Raw genomic sequence first — 16,048 nt, forward strand, 5'->3', positions numbered from 1 at the left:
GTCACCTTCCTATGTAGCCTAGCCTATCTCCAAGCAGCCGTCATTGCCCAAATGGCTATCGCCGGCTTGTCGCCGGCATTAAAGAACCGGTGGGGAAGTTCGCTGTCAAAGAAGATGGCGTCACCTTCCACTAATTCATAACGGTCGGGGCCGACTTCTACAATCAATGTACCTTCTAACACATACCCGCATTCTTCACCTTTGTGCTGAATGATTTGGTCTTCGATAGATTCACCAGGATCGACAACAAGCTTGAAGAAACCGATATCTTTTCCGATACTTGGGGACAATAAATGATATTCGCTGTTCGGGCGAATACGTTTAACAATTAAATCGTCTTCTTTGCGGTAGATATTGACGCGTTCTCCATCGGTTTGATCGAAGAAAGCAAAAATCTGGACGTTCAAGCTGTTGGCCAAATTCCACAATGTTTCAAGGGAAGGGGAGACCAACCCGCGTTCAATTTGCGAAACCATACTTTGGCTCACGCCGGCACGTTTGGCGAGCTCTTCAGATGTGATGCCTAACTCTCTGCGTAACATTCGAATACGACGACCTATCTCAACTTTTGGAAATTCCAACTACTTCACCTCTCGAATTAAATTTTTCTCCTTCCATTGTCTTATAAATTCTAAAAATATACAATATTCAAATTTAATTAATAGTTACAATTTAAGAGTCTATCTAATAATTTAGCCAAACTAGCGTTAATAACCCGATTTCATAGAAATAAACGCATTTTCTTCATTTGTAACGTAACTGTAATATAACTGTAACCATAAAATGAATACCTATCTGCTAATATTGAGCTTGTAGGAAAAATTCAAACAAATTAAGATTCAATGCCTGATCAGCATCGAGAATCACAAAACTTATGAGGTGACCAACTTGAAGAAGCGAATTGTATGGATGATAATTGCTGTACTACTTTTTACAGCTACACCATTTATGTCGAACACAGCAGAAGCCAGTGGAACAGCAACTCAAGATGAAATTGTAAACTATGCAAAACAATTTATCGGAGTACCTTATAAATGGGCGGGTAATACACCGTCAGGATTCGATTGCTCAGGTTATACTACATATGTATTTAACCAAAAATTCGGATTTAACTTACCACGTACATCAGGTGGTCAATATGGAGTCGGTACAGCCGTATCGAAATCAAACTTACAAAAAGGTGACCTTGTCTTCTTCAGCTTTACAGCAGGAAGCAGCAGTGTTGGACACGTTGGAATTTACGTTGGAAACGGCGGATTCATTTCAGCAACTAACTCTAAAGGTATTGCTATAGAAAACTTAAACACAAACTCTTACTGGGCGCCACGTTATGTTGGGGCAAAACGAGTACCTGGAGTAACATCTGGTACTACACAAGTTTCAAACCCAGCTCCAAAACCGGCACCAGCTCCAAAGCCAGCACCACGTCCTGACCTACCAACTGGTCAGTACTACGATGTTAGCAATAGCCATTGGGCAAAAGCAGCTATCACAGATTTAAGCCATGCAGGTATCGTTTCTGGATACGATGGTTCTGAATTCCTTCCGAAAAACGACGTATCACGTGCTGAAGCAGCAGTAATGGTTGCTAAATCACTTGGCCTTAAGCCAGTCGCTGGATCAAGCTTTAAAGACGTTCCAACATCTCACTGGGCATCAGGTTATATCAACGCATTGCACCAAAAAGGTATCGTAGGTGGTCGTGAAAATGGCTACGCTCCAAAAGCAAAAATTACACGTGCTGAAATTACAGCACTTCTAACACGCGCTTATACATTAACGGCGTCTACATCAAACGTATCATTCTCAGATATCGATGGTCACTGGGCTAAGTCAAACATCATCAAAGTAGCATCTGCTGAAGTAGCAAGTGGTTACCAAGATGGTACATTCAAGCCAAATGCAAACGCAACTCGTGCTGAATTTGCACAATTCGTTTACAACGTAGTGAAATAATCATAAGTAAAAGGACTGGCTAACTGCCAGTCCTTTTTTTGTATATATAATAGGAAGAAACTCAAAATTAATTGCTATTTTTCTTCGTAAAGAGCTCGAAAAATCATAGATGTAAACTCGGCACGTGTGACAGGTTGTTTAGGGCGGAATGTCTGATCCTCTGGATATCCGACGATAATTTCATTGGCTACCATCACTTGTACAGCTTCTGCGTAGTGCGCATTCGAGTCTACATCCGGAAACGACTGTGAAGCCACTACAGGTAGTTGTAAGGCCTTGTGAAGCATTAACGCAAGATCGCCACGCGTTACAGAAGATTGCGGTACAAACCGTGTAGAACTCACGCCAGTGATGATCTGTTGTTCATAAGCATATCCGATGGCGGGAAATGCAAATGATTCCGTGGGTACATCTCTAAAATAGGAAGTGGTACTCGTCGTTGGCCAATTTAATGCCCGACTAAGTAGGGATACTGCTTCCGCTCTAGTCAAAAACCCGCTAGGTCGAAACGTACCATCTGGGAATCCGGAAATAATTTTTTCTTCAAAGCCTCTTTCAATCGCTTCAGAATACCAAGCTCCAGATTTTGTATCCGGATAAAGCCCCGCTGGTTCTTTAATCGATTGAATCAAGCCATAGCCGTATGTTGCATCACGACCTGCTGCACCTAAATCCTTAGCATTGCGTTGCATAGCCAATCGAATTTGAGCAGGTGTCAGGTGGGGGTAAGCCTGTAAGTATTGTGCGGCAATCCCTGTTACAAATGGTGTTGCCATGGAAGTGCCAGTATCTTCTTTGTAATCAGCATCTGTAGTTGTCAGGCGGTCAGAAAAGGTAGAATAAATCTTTTCTCCAGGCGCTACAAATTCTTGAGAAGGCCCTCTAAATGAACTGTAATAGATTGATTCGTTCTTACCTATAGATCCAACGGCCATAACAAATGGATATTTAGCTGGATACTGAACGTCTGAGGGGATAATTTTTTGCGTATCCCAGCCATTTCCTGATGCTGCAACTAAAATTATGCCTTTTTCATGAGCTACTTGTAATATTTCGCGCAATTTAGGGATATCCCCGCCATTTACAAAACTCATATTAATCACTTGCATTTCATTGTCTATTGCCCATTGTATGCCTTCCAAAACGTTATCATTGGTTGCAATCCCGCTTTCCCCAAAAACTCGAATTGAATAGAGGTCAACAGCCGGTGCAACACCACGTACGCCAATCGTATTGGCTTGTGCTGCAATAATTCCCGCGACGTGTGTGCCATGCCCTGTGAAATCGCTCAGGTGGGAACCGTTGACGAAGCTAGTGCCACCTTTTACACGAAGGTCTGGATGAAGTCCGTTGATCCCCGAATCGATTACGCCGACCTTAATCCCGTTACCACGATATCCTAGAGTGTACGCGCGACCCGCTAGAACGGGTTCATATCCCCAACTGGGTGTTTCGGCAGCTAAATAGAAAAGGTCATCCTCTGGGTAGGGGGTGATAGCCACTTCGTCTGTAGCAGTTTGGAAGATAGATGATGTGTTCTCTGGGTCGATGGAAGCGATTACAGTAGAAATCGCGGGAAGTTCTGTGGTAACAGTCGCTCCGATTGTCTCAAGGTAGGTGTAATCGATTTCCTCATCGAATGAAATAAAAACTTTCTCGGGTTCGGTTGTTTCGGCAGGGGCAGCAAACGCCGTCGTGGAGAGACCGGTGAGAGCGATCAGTAGGGAAAGGGTGAGTGAATGTTTCATGGTAGCGGACCTCCTGCAAGCAGTTTCTTTTATTATATAGTAATACCCTAATTAAAAGAGGTTAGAACCTAGAAAAACGTCGAAATATAGAAAATAGTGTCGTAGGATGTTTAGAGTGGAACTTCACTCAAAATTAGGTTGGTACCAAACATATAAATAGAAGCTGAAATTTTGGAGAGTTGAGTGGAATGTAGGGGCTGACTCCAGTGAGATCAAAAGTAGTAACGTGAGGCCCCGCAGGAGCTTGCGACGAGGAGACTCACGACGCGCCCACGGAACGCAGCCCCGGAATGGAACTCAGCATAAACGAAAAAAAACAGTAATTTCTCATGAATCAAGAGAAATTACTGTTTTTTCTTTTATTGAAGCAGTTTCAGAACGAGTTTGCTTCACATCTACTTACTTATCACGCCAGTTGTAATAATCGATAATCCCGTCCGCAATTGCTTGAGCGGCACGGTCTTGGTAAGTCGCGTTGCCAAGCTTCCAAGCGTCAGAAGAGTTCGTGAGGAAACCAAGCTCAACTAGTGCTGCGGGAAGTGGGTTGTTTGCGATAACTTGGAAATCTGCATCCTTTACGCCACGATTGTTGTGCTCCATCGCTTTATAAAGACGATTTTGAATAAATGTTGCTAATTGTTTGCTGTGTTCAGCGCGTGGGTCCAGAGAAGACGAGTAGAACGTCTCAGAGCCGCTGACGCTTGAATTGTTGATTGCATTCGCATGAATCGATACAAACGCATCTGCGCCATTTTGTGCGCCATAAGCGGCACGGTAGTCTAAACTATGGAAAACATCTGTAGAACGAGTCATCAACACTGTGACGCCACGAGCTTTTAGTTTTGATTCCACGCGCAAACTTACATTCAAGTTGACGTTCTTTTCTTGCAAGCCGTTGTAAACAGCTCCTGGATCACTTCCGCCATGTCCGGCATCGATTACCATGATACGTTCTGAGCTTGCAGCAGGAACTTTGATTAAATAAGAAGTACTTGCATAACCAGTAACCGAACCGATTGATCCGTAAGCCCAGCCATTTGCGATGCTGTAAACCTTAAACTGATCACCTTTGTTCATGCGACCGATGACGCTGCTGCTTGTACTTGGGCCTGAACGAATGTTTAAACCATCAGTAGTGGACTGCAATGTATCGAGTACTGGAATTTCGAAAGAAACTTTAAAGTCTGAATTGACAGCGCGTGCTACAAACATAGCGAACTCACGACGATTCAAATTTTTAGAAGGACTGAAAAAGCCGTTTCCAGTTCCAGCAGCTACACCATTTGTAGCAATTTTATTGACCGCAAGATAAAGGCTGTTGGCAGCAGTGCTATGCGGAACATCTTTAAATGTGATTGGTGAAGTTGTTGTGTAACCAAATGCACGGCTTAACAGATGAGCCATTTCTCCACGAGTCATCGTGGCTTTCGGTTGGAATGTGCCATCTGGATAACCAGAGATGATGCCGCGCTGTACTGCGCTTTCGATATAACCTGATGCGTAGCTAGTTGCGTCTACATCTGGAAAAGAAGTAGAACGTTGTGTGCCGTTTAACTTTAAAACACGACCGATCATTGTAGCAGCTTGTTCACGTGTTACTTCCATAGTAGGGCTGTACGTCGTAGAAGAGGTCCCTGAAATGTAACCGTTTTGATATAAGTAAACGATTTCCCTATCGGATGATGAAATATCTCTGAAGGGAGTCGAAGCCGAGACTGAAGTTGTTAGTGAGAAAAAGCCCGTGAAAGCAAGGAGCAGAGAAGTGAAAACTAGTGCAAATTTCTGAAGTGTAAGCATTCTTGAAAAAGAAGCTCCTTTCATGGTGGGATTTAAGATAAACTGATAGTAGCACGAAAATTTGCAAATTGAACAATTTACTTGAAAAATGAGAAAAAGGTAGGCGTTTAAATAAAAGATAGGTTAAAATTAATTTTAAAGTAGGTGTAATTCTACCCACAAGTAGTTCTATATATTTATAAGGGGGTAACATGGTTCATTACTACCGAAAATAGCGTTAATAAGAATTTGATTCAATAGAATCATAGAACTGATGTTAAAAATAGGATAAAGTTGTACATGTGACAGATTATTACCCCTTTCCCATGACCTAAACGGACTACTAATTTGAAAGCGAGGCTTACTCCTACATGCTAAGAAAGAGTTCTTTACTCCTACTAATATCTATCTTGTCACTTTTGATCGGAACCTTATCAGCTTCAGCCGCAGACGATTTAACAGGTTATAAATACGAGCACCAAATGAGAGAGCTCATTGAGTTAGAAATCATGGCAGGTTATCCAGATGGAACCTACAAACCAGAAAACATTGTTACTCGTGCCGAATTCGCTAAATTTGTTGTCGCTTCTTTTGAGTTACAAAGCGAAGAAGTAGTCCCAAGCGTTCAAACTCAAGCCGTTTCGCAATTGGCATTCACGGACGTACCAGTCGAAAAATGGTATGCGGCGTGGGTAGCAGATGCAGTGAATGCAGGAGTTGTTTCCGGTTATCCGGATGGAACATTTAAACCCGATCAGCAAATCTCGCGTGAACAAATGGCCGCAATGGTGGCTCGTGCTATGCATGCTAAAGGTGTAATCAGTGAAGGATTTGAAATTCCAGAGCTTACTTTTAAAGACAGTGATAAAATTCACCCTTCTTATAGAGAAGATGTAAAATTTGTGGCATTCCACGGGGTTATTAATGGAGACGGTCTTGGATTCTTTAATCCGAAAGATTCCTCAACACGTTGGATGGTGGCACTAGTGATGTTAAATGGACGAGAAATTATTTTCCCTGCAGAACCAAAAGCATTCCAAGTGGCAGCCATTCGTGACGGCCAACCGGAAGTCGTTCGTCAATTTGATACGTTTGACCGTGCAAAAACCTATGCTCAAGCTGGAACATCTCTAATCGTTCAGCGCGACGGCATCATCGTATGGATCAAAAACGGTATTGCAGTCTCTAACAAGTTTGTGAACCTCTTCCCAGGAACAGACCTTGTCTGGAAGACAGGTACGCAGCGTGAGCGCCAATTCCGCCCTTACGTAACGCAACATACTGAGCTTAAGTACCATGACGCTACAGAAACTTATGTAAAAGTAGAACTCGCCGATAAAGTGAGCTACGCTGATGCGGGAAGCATCAACTTGATACCAAAAGAAATGATTACGGAGCAGGCCTATTTCGCTCGTTCAGGTGATCACATGCTGCACTATATCTATAACTACGGCCTAGGCCGTTATGAAATCGCCGGCCAACTAGGTGTTGCGCCAGCTGCATTCGTAACAGGTGAAAGATATTACAGCTGGGACGGTTTCACATTCACCGACGTGAATGGCAAATTCGTAACGGAAGCTCATCAATACTTCAACAAACTGAACTTGCGCTCTACAACGAACTACACAGCAGAGGAACTGGATAAGTACCTACTCGACAAGTTCCCTCATTACAATAAGACAGTAGCCGGTAAGCTTTGGACAACAAGTCCTCTAGTTGGTATCGGTACGGCATTAAAAGAAATCGAAGCAGAGTACAATCTTAATGCCCTTTACTTAATGGGCCATGCAATCCACGAAAGTGGTTGGGGAACAAGTTTGATTGCTCAAGACAAAAAGAATTTATTTGGCTACGGAGCAGTGGACTCGGATCCATACCGTGGGGCATACACATATGCCACATTCAAAGAATCCATCGCAGATGCGGCTGACCGTGTAACGAAAAATTATCAGACGGTCAACGGAAGCTTCTTCAACGGATCTTTCCTGGGTAACAAAGGACTGGGAATGAACGTCCGTTACGCTTCTGATCCTTACTGGGGCGAAAAAATTGCGGGTCACATGTACCGCACAGATCTTCACCTTGGCAAAAAAGATATTTTCAAGGAGCAACTGTACATGACGAATGCAGGCAGCCCAGTCAACTTCCGTCGTGATGCGACTGTAAACTTCGCTGCGCTTTATACACTACCGGAAAATGGTATGACAGTTAACGTCAAAGAAACAATCACGATTCCAAACGCTCTATCCTGGTACCGAGTTGTACCGGAAGAACGTGCTTTCCAGAATGCTTATGTGCGCTCTGATTTATTGAAAGCTATGCCGTTAGCAAGATAATAGAAGGAAGTCCTACACCGCAGCCTTGGCTGCGGTGTTTTGTTGCTAGTGGGAGCGGGTTGGTGGTGGGGGAACACTTTTGTGGTGAGGAAAAATTAGTTTCCAATAAACGACTTCGTCTTATGAAAACGTCGATTTGTCGAATAAATCACGATTTCATCTCATGAAATCCCCGATATGTCCAAGAAATCACGATTTCATCCCATGAACGACCGCTCAGCCACCATTTATTTGGCAAGCCTGTTCCGCATCTTATTGCAATCGAGCTACACAGGCTTGAAATCCCTGTAAAATGTCAACGCGTCCCATGAAGCAAAATCGCTTCATAGGCCACGCCGCCATTTTCCAAAATTTCAGGGCAAGCCTGTTCCGCATCTTATTGCGAAATATGGTATAGTAGATAAGAATTTTTCACTAGCAAAAGGAGCTCAACCATGACACAAACAACCGTGCGCATCCTCGATGTGCCCTTCATACATACAACGCACCGTGCGTTCATCGACACACTAGTCGAACGTACCGAAACGAACCAAAAGACATTCGTCGTCACTGCTAATCCAGAAATCGTTATGCACGCGCAAGTGGATAACGAATACAAAGCGATTCTCGAGCGCGCCGATTACATCACGGCAGACGGCATCGGGATCGTCAAAGCTGCTCAACTCATCGGCCAACCGCTCCCAGAACGCGTCAGTGGCTACGACATCATGATGGACCTACTAAAAGAAGCCGACGCCCGCAAGCTGAAAGTCTTCTTACTGGGTGCTTCGGAAACGACTAACGCCCAAGCGGCAGAACGCGTACGTACGGACTTTCCTGGCATCGACCTAGTAGGGACGCAACACGGGTTCTTCGACTGGGAAGACCCAAGTCTTGCTGCTCGTATTCAAGCCGCGCAACCAGATTTTGTGTTCGTAGCACTAGGTTTTCCGCGCCAAGAACTATGGATCAATCAACACCTCGACCAGTTCACTAAAGGTATCTTCATCGGTGTGGGAGGAAGTCTCGACGTCTTGTCAGGCAACGTCCAACGCGCACCTGAAATTTGGCAGAAAATGAACCTCGAGTGGTTCTACCGCCTAGTGAAGCAACCGTCACGCTGGAAACGCATGCTGGTACTGCCTCAATTTGCATTAGTCATGCTCCGGAAACGGGGCCAACATAAGAAATGAAGAGTACCTTATTCAAAAGTGCCGTCATCTTATCTGTGGCCGCACTTATCTCTAAACTATTAGGAAGCCTGTTCCGAGTGCCGCTTCAAAACATTGCAGGCGACGAAGTGCTCGGTATTTTCACACTGGTCTATCCGGTGTACATGGTGGCGCTGATCCTGTCGGTGGCAGGAATTCCAATCGCTATCTCCAAACTCATTGCAGAAGCTCGTGCGGAACAAGACACGCTTGCCGTGCGTCATATCTACAGCACCGCGCGTATTCTCGCCATCGTCTTTGGAATTGTCAGCTTCTCATTGATCTGGCTGTTCTCAGCACCACTAGCTGAACAATTAGGAGGCCAAGAAACACGTCTGGCACTCGTCATTGTCGCGACGACATTACTTGTGGCGCCTTACATGGCTGTCTACCGCGGTTATTTCCAAGGTCATCAGTCGATGAATCCGACAGCAATTTCACAAGTCATTGAACAATTCGTCCGCGTAGGGTTGATTCTTGCGATTGCGCTTTATTTAGTGCGAGCCAACTATGCGACGGAAACAATTGCAGGAGGCATAATGGTAGGGTCGTTCTTCGGGGCACTGGCGTCACTGATCTATTTACTCAGCCTCTATGCAAAGTCAGATGTCCGTATTCGCCCGGAAACACGACTTTCCACAGCGGAATTTACTAAACGTTCGAAGCAAATCTTAAAACTCTCGCTACCGATTGCATTCGGTGCGATTACAATGGCGTTACTAAACCTCGTCGATTCCTTGACGATTCCAACAGCGCTAGCCAATTTCTTAGGAACAACCGAAAACATTACGTACCAATACGGAATCTACGGTCGCGGTTTGACCATCGTGCAGATTGTGACGGTTTTTGCGAGCTCCGTCATCTTGCCACTCATCCCTACCATTTCAGCTAAACTTGTAAAAGGGGAGAAGGCCGAAGCGACACGTCTCGTGAGCCAAACCTTTTTCCTGACGGCATTATTATCAGTGCCTGCCGCAATAGGGCTGGTGGTGCTGACAACCCCGATAAACTTAGGCTTGTTCACAGATACGACTGGAAATGAAGTGCTTGCCATCATCTCCTTCAGCTCACTATTTACGTCCCTCACGATTCTTGGGACAGGTGTTTTGCAAGGGATGGACAAAGCGAAACTTGCCGCATGGCTCATCGTCGGAGCGGTTGCAGTGAAGTGGGTTTTAAACCTAACACTCGTTGCGAACTATGGCCTTACAGGAGCCGCGTATTCGACTTTGATCATTTACGTGTTACTTACAGTCGCGAACGGTATTGCCATTCGCCGATTCGTCTCGATTCCATGGCTCACGAAAAACGAACTGCTTGTCATCGTAGCAGCTGTCATCATGGGAGCAGTCATTTACTTGCCTATGCAGTGGATGGACTTTGAAGACCTAGGACGACTTGTAGCTCTAGGCTATGTAGCAGTCGCAGCCATTATCGGTGGAATTCTCTATTTTGCTATTTTACTTGTCACAAAAGCCTTGAGCCCAGAACTACTCCAATCCTTGCCGGTCATCGGCAAACGCTTAACTAAAACGAAATAGGGGTGCTTTCCCACATGAAGAAGATTTTACTTGGAATTTGTATTGCGGCGATGCTGCTGACGATTCCTTCTATTTATAGCCGTGTTGTTACGGAAGAAGAAAACAAAACTATTGAGACGACGATTCCTTATGCGACCGTCCACAACTGGCTAGTCGATTATCCAGAACTTGACGTCGACGCAATCCATCAACAATTGCTCGACAACGGAATTGATTCAGTCGCTGTCGAAGCGGAAACATTAAGTAGCCTCCAACAACGTGGAATGTTGAACGTAGTGAGCGTTTCTTTGATGAAGCAATTGCTTATTTTTAACGAGTTACCAGAACTGGAGCACCCATTTGATAAAGATGGAATATTCATCTATTCCGATGGGGAGACCTCTTTTGGAGATATCACGCGCAACGTTTTCAGCGAAGCGCAACCAATTCGTGTAAACAATACCATCTATACATTCGTACCCGGAAATTTCAATGAACTGATGAACTTGCCGATTGGCTACGACACACAGCTAATTGATACGCTCCTGGATGCTGGATTCAATGTCATCCCTCGTTTAGGTGATCATGCTAAGCCGGAAGTCACAGAGCGTATGATTGAAGAATTAATTGCTGTTAAACAAGATGGTGTAGAGACGGTCATCTTTAATGGTAAATCTGTGCCTTTTGGTCTGAAGAATGAGGGGCATGAAAAGTTTGGGGAACAATTAAAAGAAGCTGGATACACAATGGGGTGGATCGAATTCCTAGATGAACCTCAAATTGGGTTCGATCAATTAGCCTACAAAAATGACCTCAACGTAGTTCGTCTACACAGCCGACAAGTAACAACGACTACGATTGTCGATGATGTCGAAGTTTATGTGCGAGCTTTCAAAGAACGAAATATTCGCATGGCATTTGTTAACTTGGCGGATGAAGAATACGAAGAAGCTATGACTACTCTTGAAACCTTTAACACGCGTCTCGAATCAAAATTACCTGATGCTTTCACACGGGGACAAGCAGTCACATTTGATAAGGTAGAAATTCCGTTATGGCAGAAACTTATTGGCCTGATTGGGCTCGTTTCGTTCCTTGGTTTTGTGGCTGAACTAGTATTCAAACGCCGGAAACTAACTTATGTAGCACTCGCAGGTCTTTCTCTATTAGCAATCTTATATTTATTTACTGGAGAAGGTATGATTTTGAAAGCTTTAGCTCTTGGTTTAGCTATTGCAGCACCAATAGCGGCCGTTCTACTACCTAAAGATCCGACGAAGAAATTGTATTTAGTGCGTTCCTACGCAGCATCTATTGCGCTTGTACTGCTCGGTGTATGGTTCGTAGTAGTTTTATTAAACGGTAACGCCTTCTATTTAGGAATTGACCAATTCCGCGGAGTGAGTCTTGTCAACATTCTACCTATTGCCTTCTTAGTGCTTTACGCTTTATGGGAAAACCTACCGAAGTTGTTGAGAGCAGTAATTGCCTATTGGCATATCGTTGTCATCGCAGTCCTCGGCGGAATCATCTTGTTCTACATTGGTCGAGGTGGGAATGAAGGCATGGTTATCCCATACGAATTGCAATTCCGTCTATGGTTAGAAGAAACTCTCTATGTTCGACCACGCACTAAAGAGTTCTTAATTGGGTTGCCTTTGCTTGTCCTGGCGTTCCACATTGCAAAAACAGATATTAAATCTAGTTTTTATGTACTAATTCCAGCAGTCATCGGGGTACTATCTATCATGAACACTTTCACACATTTACACATCCCGTTATCGATTTCCTTACTACGCACAGGCTATAGCGTCGTACTTGGATTCTTGATTGGTCTAGTGTTTATCGTTATCTATGAATATTTGAAAAAAGTCATTCTTCGCGAATGGGCACGAAAGAGGTGGGTTCGATGAAAGTAGTTTTATCTGGCTATTACGGCTTTGATAATGTAGGAGATGAGGCCATCCTTTACGCAATCATTCATGCACTGCGAAACGAAGAACCAACAATCGACATCACAGTACTTTCCAACAACCCGTCAAAAACGGCTAAGACCTATGGTGTCGAAGCTGTAAACCGTTGGAAGCTTCCAGAAGTTTATGAAGTGTTGAAAAGTGCAGACGGACTGATCAGTGGTGGGGGAAGTCTGTTGCAAGACAAGACTGGCTGGAAGACGATTCCGTATTACCTTGCTGTAATGGGAATGGCGAAAGCATCAGATACGCCATTCTTCGTTTATGCACAAGGGATGGGACCTGTCAGCAAACTCCAAAACAAGCTGATGATGAAGCAAGTGCTGAAGCGTGCTAGTATTCTCACAGTGCGTGACCAAGATTCAAAAGACTTGTTGACGAAGATTGGGATCAAGAAAGACATCTCTATAGTTCCTGATCCGGTTCTTGGCATAAACCCAAGTGGATTTGCCAACCCATTCAAAGTGAAGAAAATCAAACGTGTTATTGCGGTTTCTGTTCGGGAATGGGCTCAAAGTGATGTCTTCATGCCAAAGCTTGCTGAAGCATTTGACCGCTTGGCGGCAGAAGGAAACACGATTGTCCTTGTCCCGATGCACGGCAAACACGACGATGAAACATCTCAAGCGTTGCGCAACCAGATGAAGCATCAGAGTTTTGTGCACATCTCGCCATTTAACGCGTCAATCGAAAACAAGATGGCGGTCATCCGCGATGCAGATTTACTGATCGGTATGCGACTTCACGCACTGATCTTTGCAGCTGCAGGACGAACACCGTTTATTGCACTATCCTACGATCCAAAAATCGATGCGTTTGCGAAGCTTGCAGACCAACCTGTCCTCGGGCATGTCGAATCTAACGACTGGACGGCAGAAGATCTCTATTCTGCAACCAATGCACAGCTTAGCAACCTTAAGGAGCGCACACAGCACTTGTCGGATACGGTTCGTCCGCATCAGCAGCGTGCCAATGATACTGCGCGTCAGGTTATCGATTTCATTCGTTCGAACTAAACAGCAAAAATCTCGGCAGCCTAGTTTATAGGTTGCCGAGATTTTTTTTTTACTAACAACAATTTCATGTATCTCCAGCTGATTCGTCTTTGAAATTAAATGAAAAGGAGCAGCAGATTAGAATACTCCGCTGCCAGAGATTGATTTCCTAATAAGTAAGTACCAAAAAACCGGTCTTTCTGTTATCAACAATTTCATCCACCTCCAGCTGATTCGTCTTCTGAATCAAGTGAAAAAGGAGTAGCAGATTAGAATACTCCGCTGCCAGAGATTGATTTCCTAATAAGTGCTAAAAACCAAAACTAGGCGATTCGCTTTTTGAGCGAATCGCCTAGCATTCTTCTTAGTACTTTCAAAAATCAATATCTGTCATCTAAGAAAACTTAATCTACTACTACCTTTCAGGAAGTGGTAGAAATGATTCAGTTCCTTTTTCGGCTCCGCCTCTAACAGTTCAATGAAACTCAAAGCGCTATCGAGTTCCGGTCGCCAGAAATACGCTCCAAAATCAGTCGCACCCGCAGAGGCAACTAACGCCTCAACGGGGACGCCCGATTTTCTCGGAATTTCTAAGAGTGGCAACCTCCACATCTAGACTGAGGCGGGCTGTGCTAACGCAAGGCCCGATTCATATTGTGAAACGTCACAGTCTAGGTCAGCGAGTTTGAAGAACAAGACAAGTAAACTCCTTGCAGATGCTACACAGTGATCACATTTACTTCAAGTTAACTAGTCATAGAGACTGTGTTATCAACTGATTAAGAACAAGCTGTATTCCTTATTTTTGATTTTAAAGTATTCATATGAAATCTGATATTTATAAGGTTAACTCGCTGACCTACACTATGTTTTATCTAACATAGTATCGGGCCTTGCGTTAGCACAGCACGGCAGAGACTGTTAATAGCAAAGAGAAGTGAGAAGTTAAGAAAATCAATAGAGCCGGAGGCGACTAGTAACCTAATAGGCTTCACAACTTCCTAAGAAGAAGTCTTTCAACAACTTTTATCTAGCGGAAGCTGATCGTTTTCGGTCGAATGAAGAAGAGAGGCACCGGATTCGCTCAAAAAGCGAATCCGGTGCCTTTCTTTTTTACTTGATTAAGAAGACGAATCGGCTGGAGATAGATGAAACTGTTGATACAGGAAAAGGAGTCCTTTTTCTTTCGTTTCAAATGAACTGATAAGGAGACTAGTCGGTTATTTAGCTTTCTTAGCTCGACCTCGCCAGCCCCAAACCTTATTCCCCTTACCGAAAATAACCCAACTCGCCGGCACAAAATCGTATACGAGACGCACAATCAACCAACTTCCTAAGAAGATGGCAAAGAACGTGAACACTTGCCAACCGTGGAATACAAACGGTGAGCCGCCTGGCAACCATTCCCGCATCCAATAAAGCAAATACGGATGAATCAAGTAAATCCCAAACGACACCGCACCGATTTCCACAAGTGTTGCTTTAAATCGTGGCAGGTTAAAGTGACCAAGCGCATGCGCTAGTACAAAGATTAAGAATCCGGCAGTCAGCGCCATCAAACTCCAAGTTAGCTCATAAGTAAAGGACGAGAAATACGCAGATCCCGTTCGTGCCATTACCATCACATAATAATAACCAGCAGTCATGACGAGATACAAGGCGACCACACCCACTAAGACAAATCTGCTGCGGCGAAGATCTTTTAACCAGGTCACGAACTGTTCATAGTAGATACCGAGAAAGGCACCCATGAAATAAAACATGAAATAAGACAAAGAGATAGAACCCTTCTCAGGGACTTGGAAGAAATGCGTATTGGCTAAAACCCATGCCCACTGAATCAAGATCCCGAGTGGCAATGCCCATTTCCGTAAAAATTCAAAACGCTTGAAGAGATACAAGAAGATAGGGAACATCAAGTAAAACTGCACGCTCACATAGACAAAATACAAGTGGGTATAAGCATTTCCTGTTAACAACTCGCCTGTAAACTTATCGATGATTTCAGGCCATGTCAGATCGAACTGATTGATATCGTAGCGAAGGGCAAAATAGAAAACCGAAAAGACGATATAAGGAACCAAGATGTACAGCAAGCGATTTTTGTAAAAGCTCGTGAACAGTTTCGGCGTTAAATCTCGATAATAGTACGTATAGAATAAGATGAAACTGCTTAGAAAGATAAACGTTGACGTCCCGATTTTTCCAGCAATGTTCAAAATGCTATAGCCTGTATAAGGAAGAGAGAAAGGCACGGTCATACCCATTCCGGTTGAACTGGAATGTACGAAGAGCACTGCAAAAATTGCCAGTGCACGAGCCCACTGAACTTCGCTTAAAAAAGGTCGTTTCAATTGCATAGAAGTCACCAGCTTTTCCTAGAATACCTATAGTTTAACAGATTTCACTACCACTCGCCAAAGCCTGTCAAAAATCACCGCAAAACTGTAAAGCTTATGTGAAATTTACAAAGGATTTGTTAAGTTGGTAATTTTCTGAATAGAATGTTGTCGGACTACCGAGAGATTGATATAATTATCTGTGCATGATTGCG

General features: G+C 43.9%; 10 protein-coding genes. 6 read left to right on the top strand and 4 right to left on the bottom strand.

All coding sequences use genetic code 11. The annotated features are described in order from the left end of the window. Nucleotides 1-23: 23 nt before the first annotated feature. Nucleotides 24-581: an XRE family transcriptional regulator gene (locus tag MKY84_RS04720; protein WP_342528132.1), complete on the bottom strand. Its 558-nt coding sequence runs from the start codon at nt 579-581 to the stop codon at nt 24-26. A gap of 307 nt (nt 582-888) precedes the next feature. Between MKY84_RS04720 and MKY84_RS04725 the strand changes: the two genes are divergently transcribed. Beyond that, nucleotides 889-1,956, top strand: coding sequence for a C40 family peptidase (locus MKY84_RS04725; protein ID WP_342528133.1), 1,068 nt, complete (start codon nt 889-891; stop codon nt 1,954-1,956). Nucleotides 1,957-2,030: 74 nt separating this feature from the next. On the opposite strand, the gene MKY84_RS04730 is transcribed toward MKY84_RS04725, so the two are convergent. Continuing rightward, nucleotides 2,031-3,704, bottom strand: coding sequence for a S8 family serine peptidase (locus tag MKY84_RS04730; RefSeq protein WP_342528134.1), 1,674 nt, complete (start codon nt 3,702-3,704; stop codon nt 2,031-2,033). 399 nt (nt 3,705-4,103) lie between these two features. After that, nucleotides 4,104-5,525 (bottom strand): N-acetylmuramoyl-L-alanine amidase, encoded by a 1,422-nt coding sequence (locus MKY84_RS04735; RefSeq protein ID WP_342528135.1) that lies wholly within the window; start codon nt 5,523-5,525, stop codon nt 4,104-4,106. Between the two features lie 365 nt (nt 5,526-5,890). Here MKY84_RS04735 and MKY84_RS04740 point away from each other — a divergent pair, with 365 nt between their 5' ends. The 5 genes from MKY84_RS04740 to csaB all read left to right on the top strand — a co-directional run bounded on the left by MKY84_RS04740 (nt 5,891) and on the right by csaB (nt 13,515). Beyond that, the gene (locus MKY84_RS04740; RefSeq protein ID WP_342528136.1) at nt 5,891-7,816 is read left to right on the top strand and encodes an S-layer homology domain-containing protein; all 1,926 of its coding nucleotides are present in this window, start codon (nt 5,891-5,893) and stop codon (nt 7,814-7,816) included. Between the two features lie 434 nt (nt 7,817-8,250). Continuing rightward, nucleotides 8,251-8,988: a WecB/TagA/CpsF family glycosyltransferase gene (locus MKY84_RS04745; RefSeq protein WP_342528137.1), complete on the top strand. Its 738-nt coding sequence runs from the start codon at nt 8,251-8,253 to the stop codon at nt 8,986-8,988. Then, nucleotides 8,985-10,547, top strand: coding sequence for a polysaccharide biosynthesis protein (locus MKY84_RS04750; RefSeq protein WP_342528138.1), 1,563 nt, complete (start codon nt 8,985-8,987; stop codon nt 10,545-10,547). The genes MKY84_RS04745 and MKY84_RS04750 overlap by 4 nt, the downstream gene beginning before the upstream one ends. 14 nt (nt 10,548-10,561) lie before the next feature. Beyond that, nucleotides 10,562-12,439, top strand: coding sequence for a DUF5693 family protein (locus MKY84_RS04755; RefSeq protein ID WP_342528139.1), 1,878 nt, complete (start codon nt 10,562-10,564; stop codon nt 12,437-12,439). Next, nucleotides 12,436-13,515: a polysaccharide pyruvyl transferase CsaB gene (gene csaB, locus MKY84_RS04760; RefSeq protein ID WP_342528140.1), complete on the top strand. Its 1,080-nt coding sequence runs from the start codon at nt 12,436-12,438 to the stop codon at nt 13,513-13,515. Before MKY84_RS04755 ends, csaB begins: the two co-directional genes overlap by 4 nt. Nucleotides 13,516-14,714: 1,199 nt before the next feature. Here csaB and MKY84_RS04765 read toward each other — a convergent pair. Beyond that, the gene (locus tag MKY84_RS04765; protein ID WP_342528141.1) at nt 14,715-15,854 is read right to left on the bottom strand and encodes an acyltransferase; all 1,140 of its coding nucleotides are present in this window, start codon (nt 15,852-15,854) and stop codon (nt 14,715-14,717) included. Nucleotides 15,855-16,048 lie beyond the last annotated feature (194 nt).

It is taken from the genome of Chryseomicrobium sp. FSL W7-1435 (assembly GCF_038595005.1).
Taxonomy (GTDB): Bacteria; Bacillota; Bacilli; order Bacillales_A; family Planococcaceae; genus Chryseomicrobium.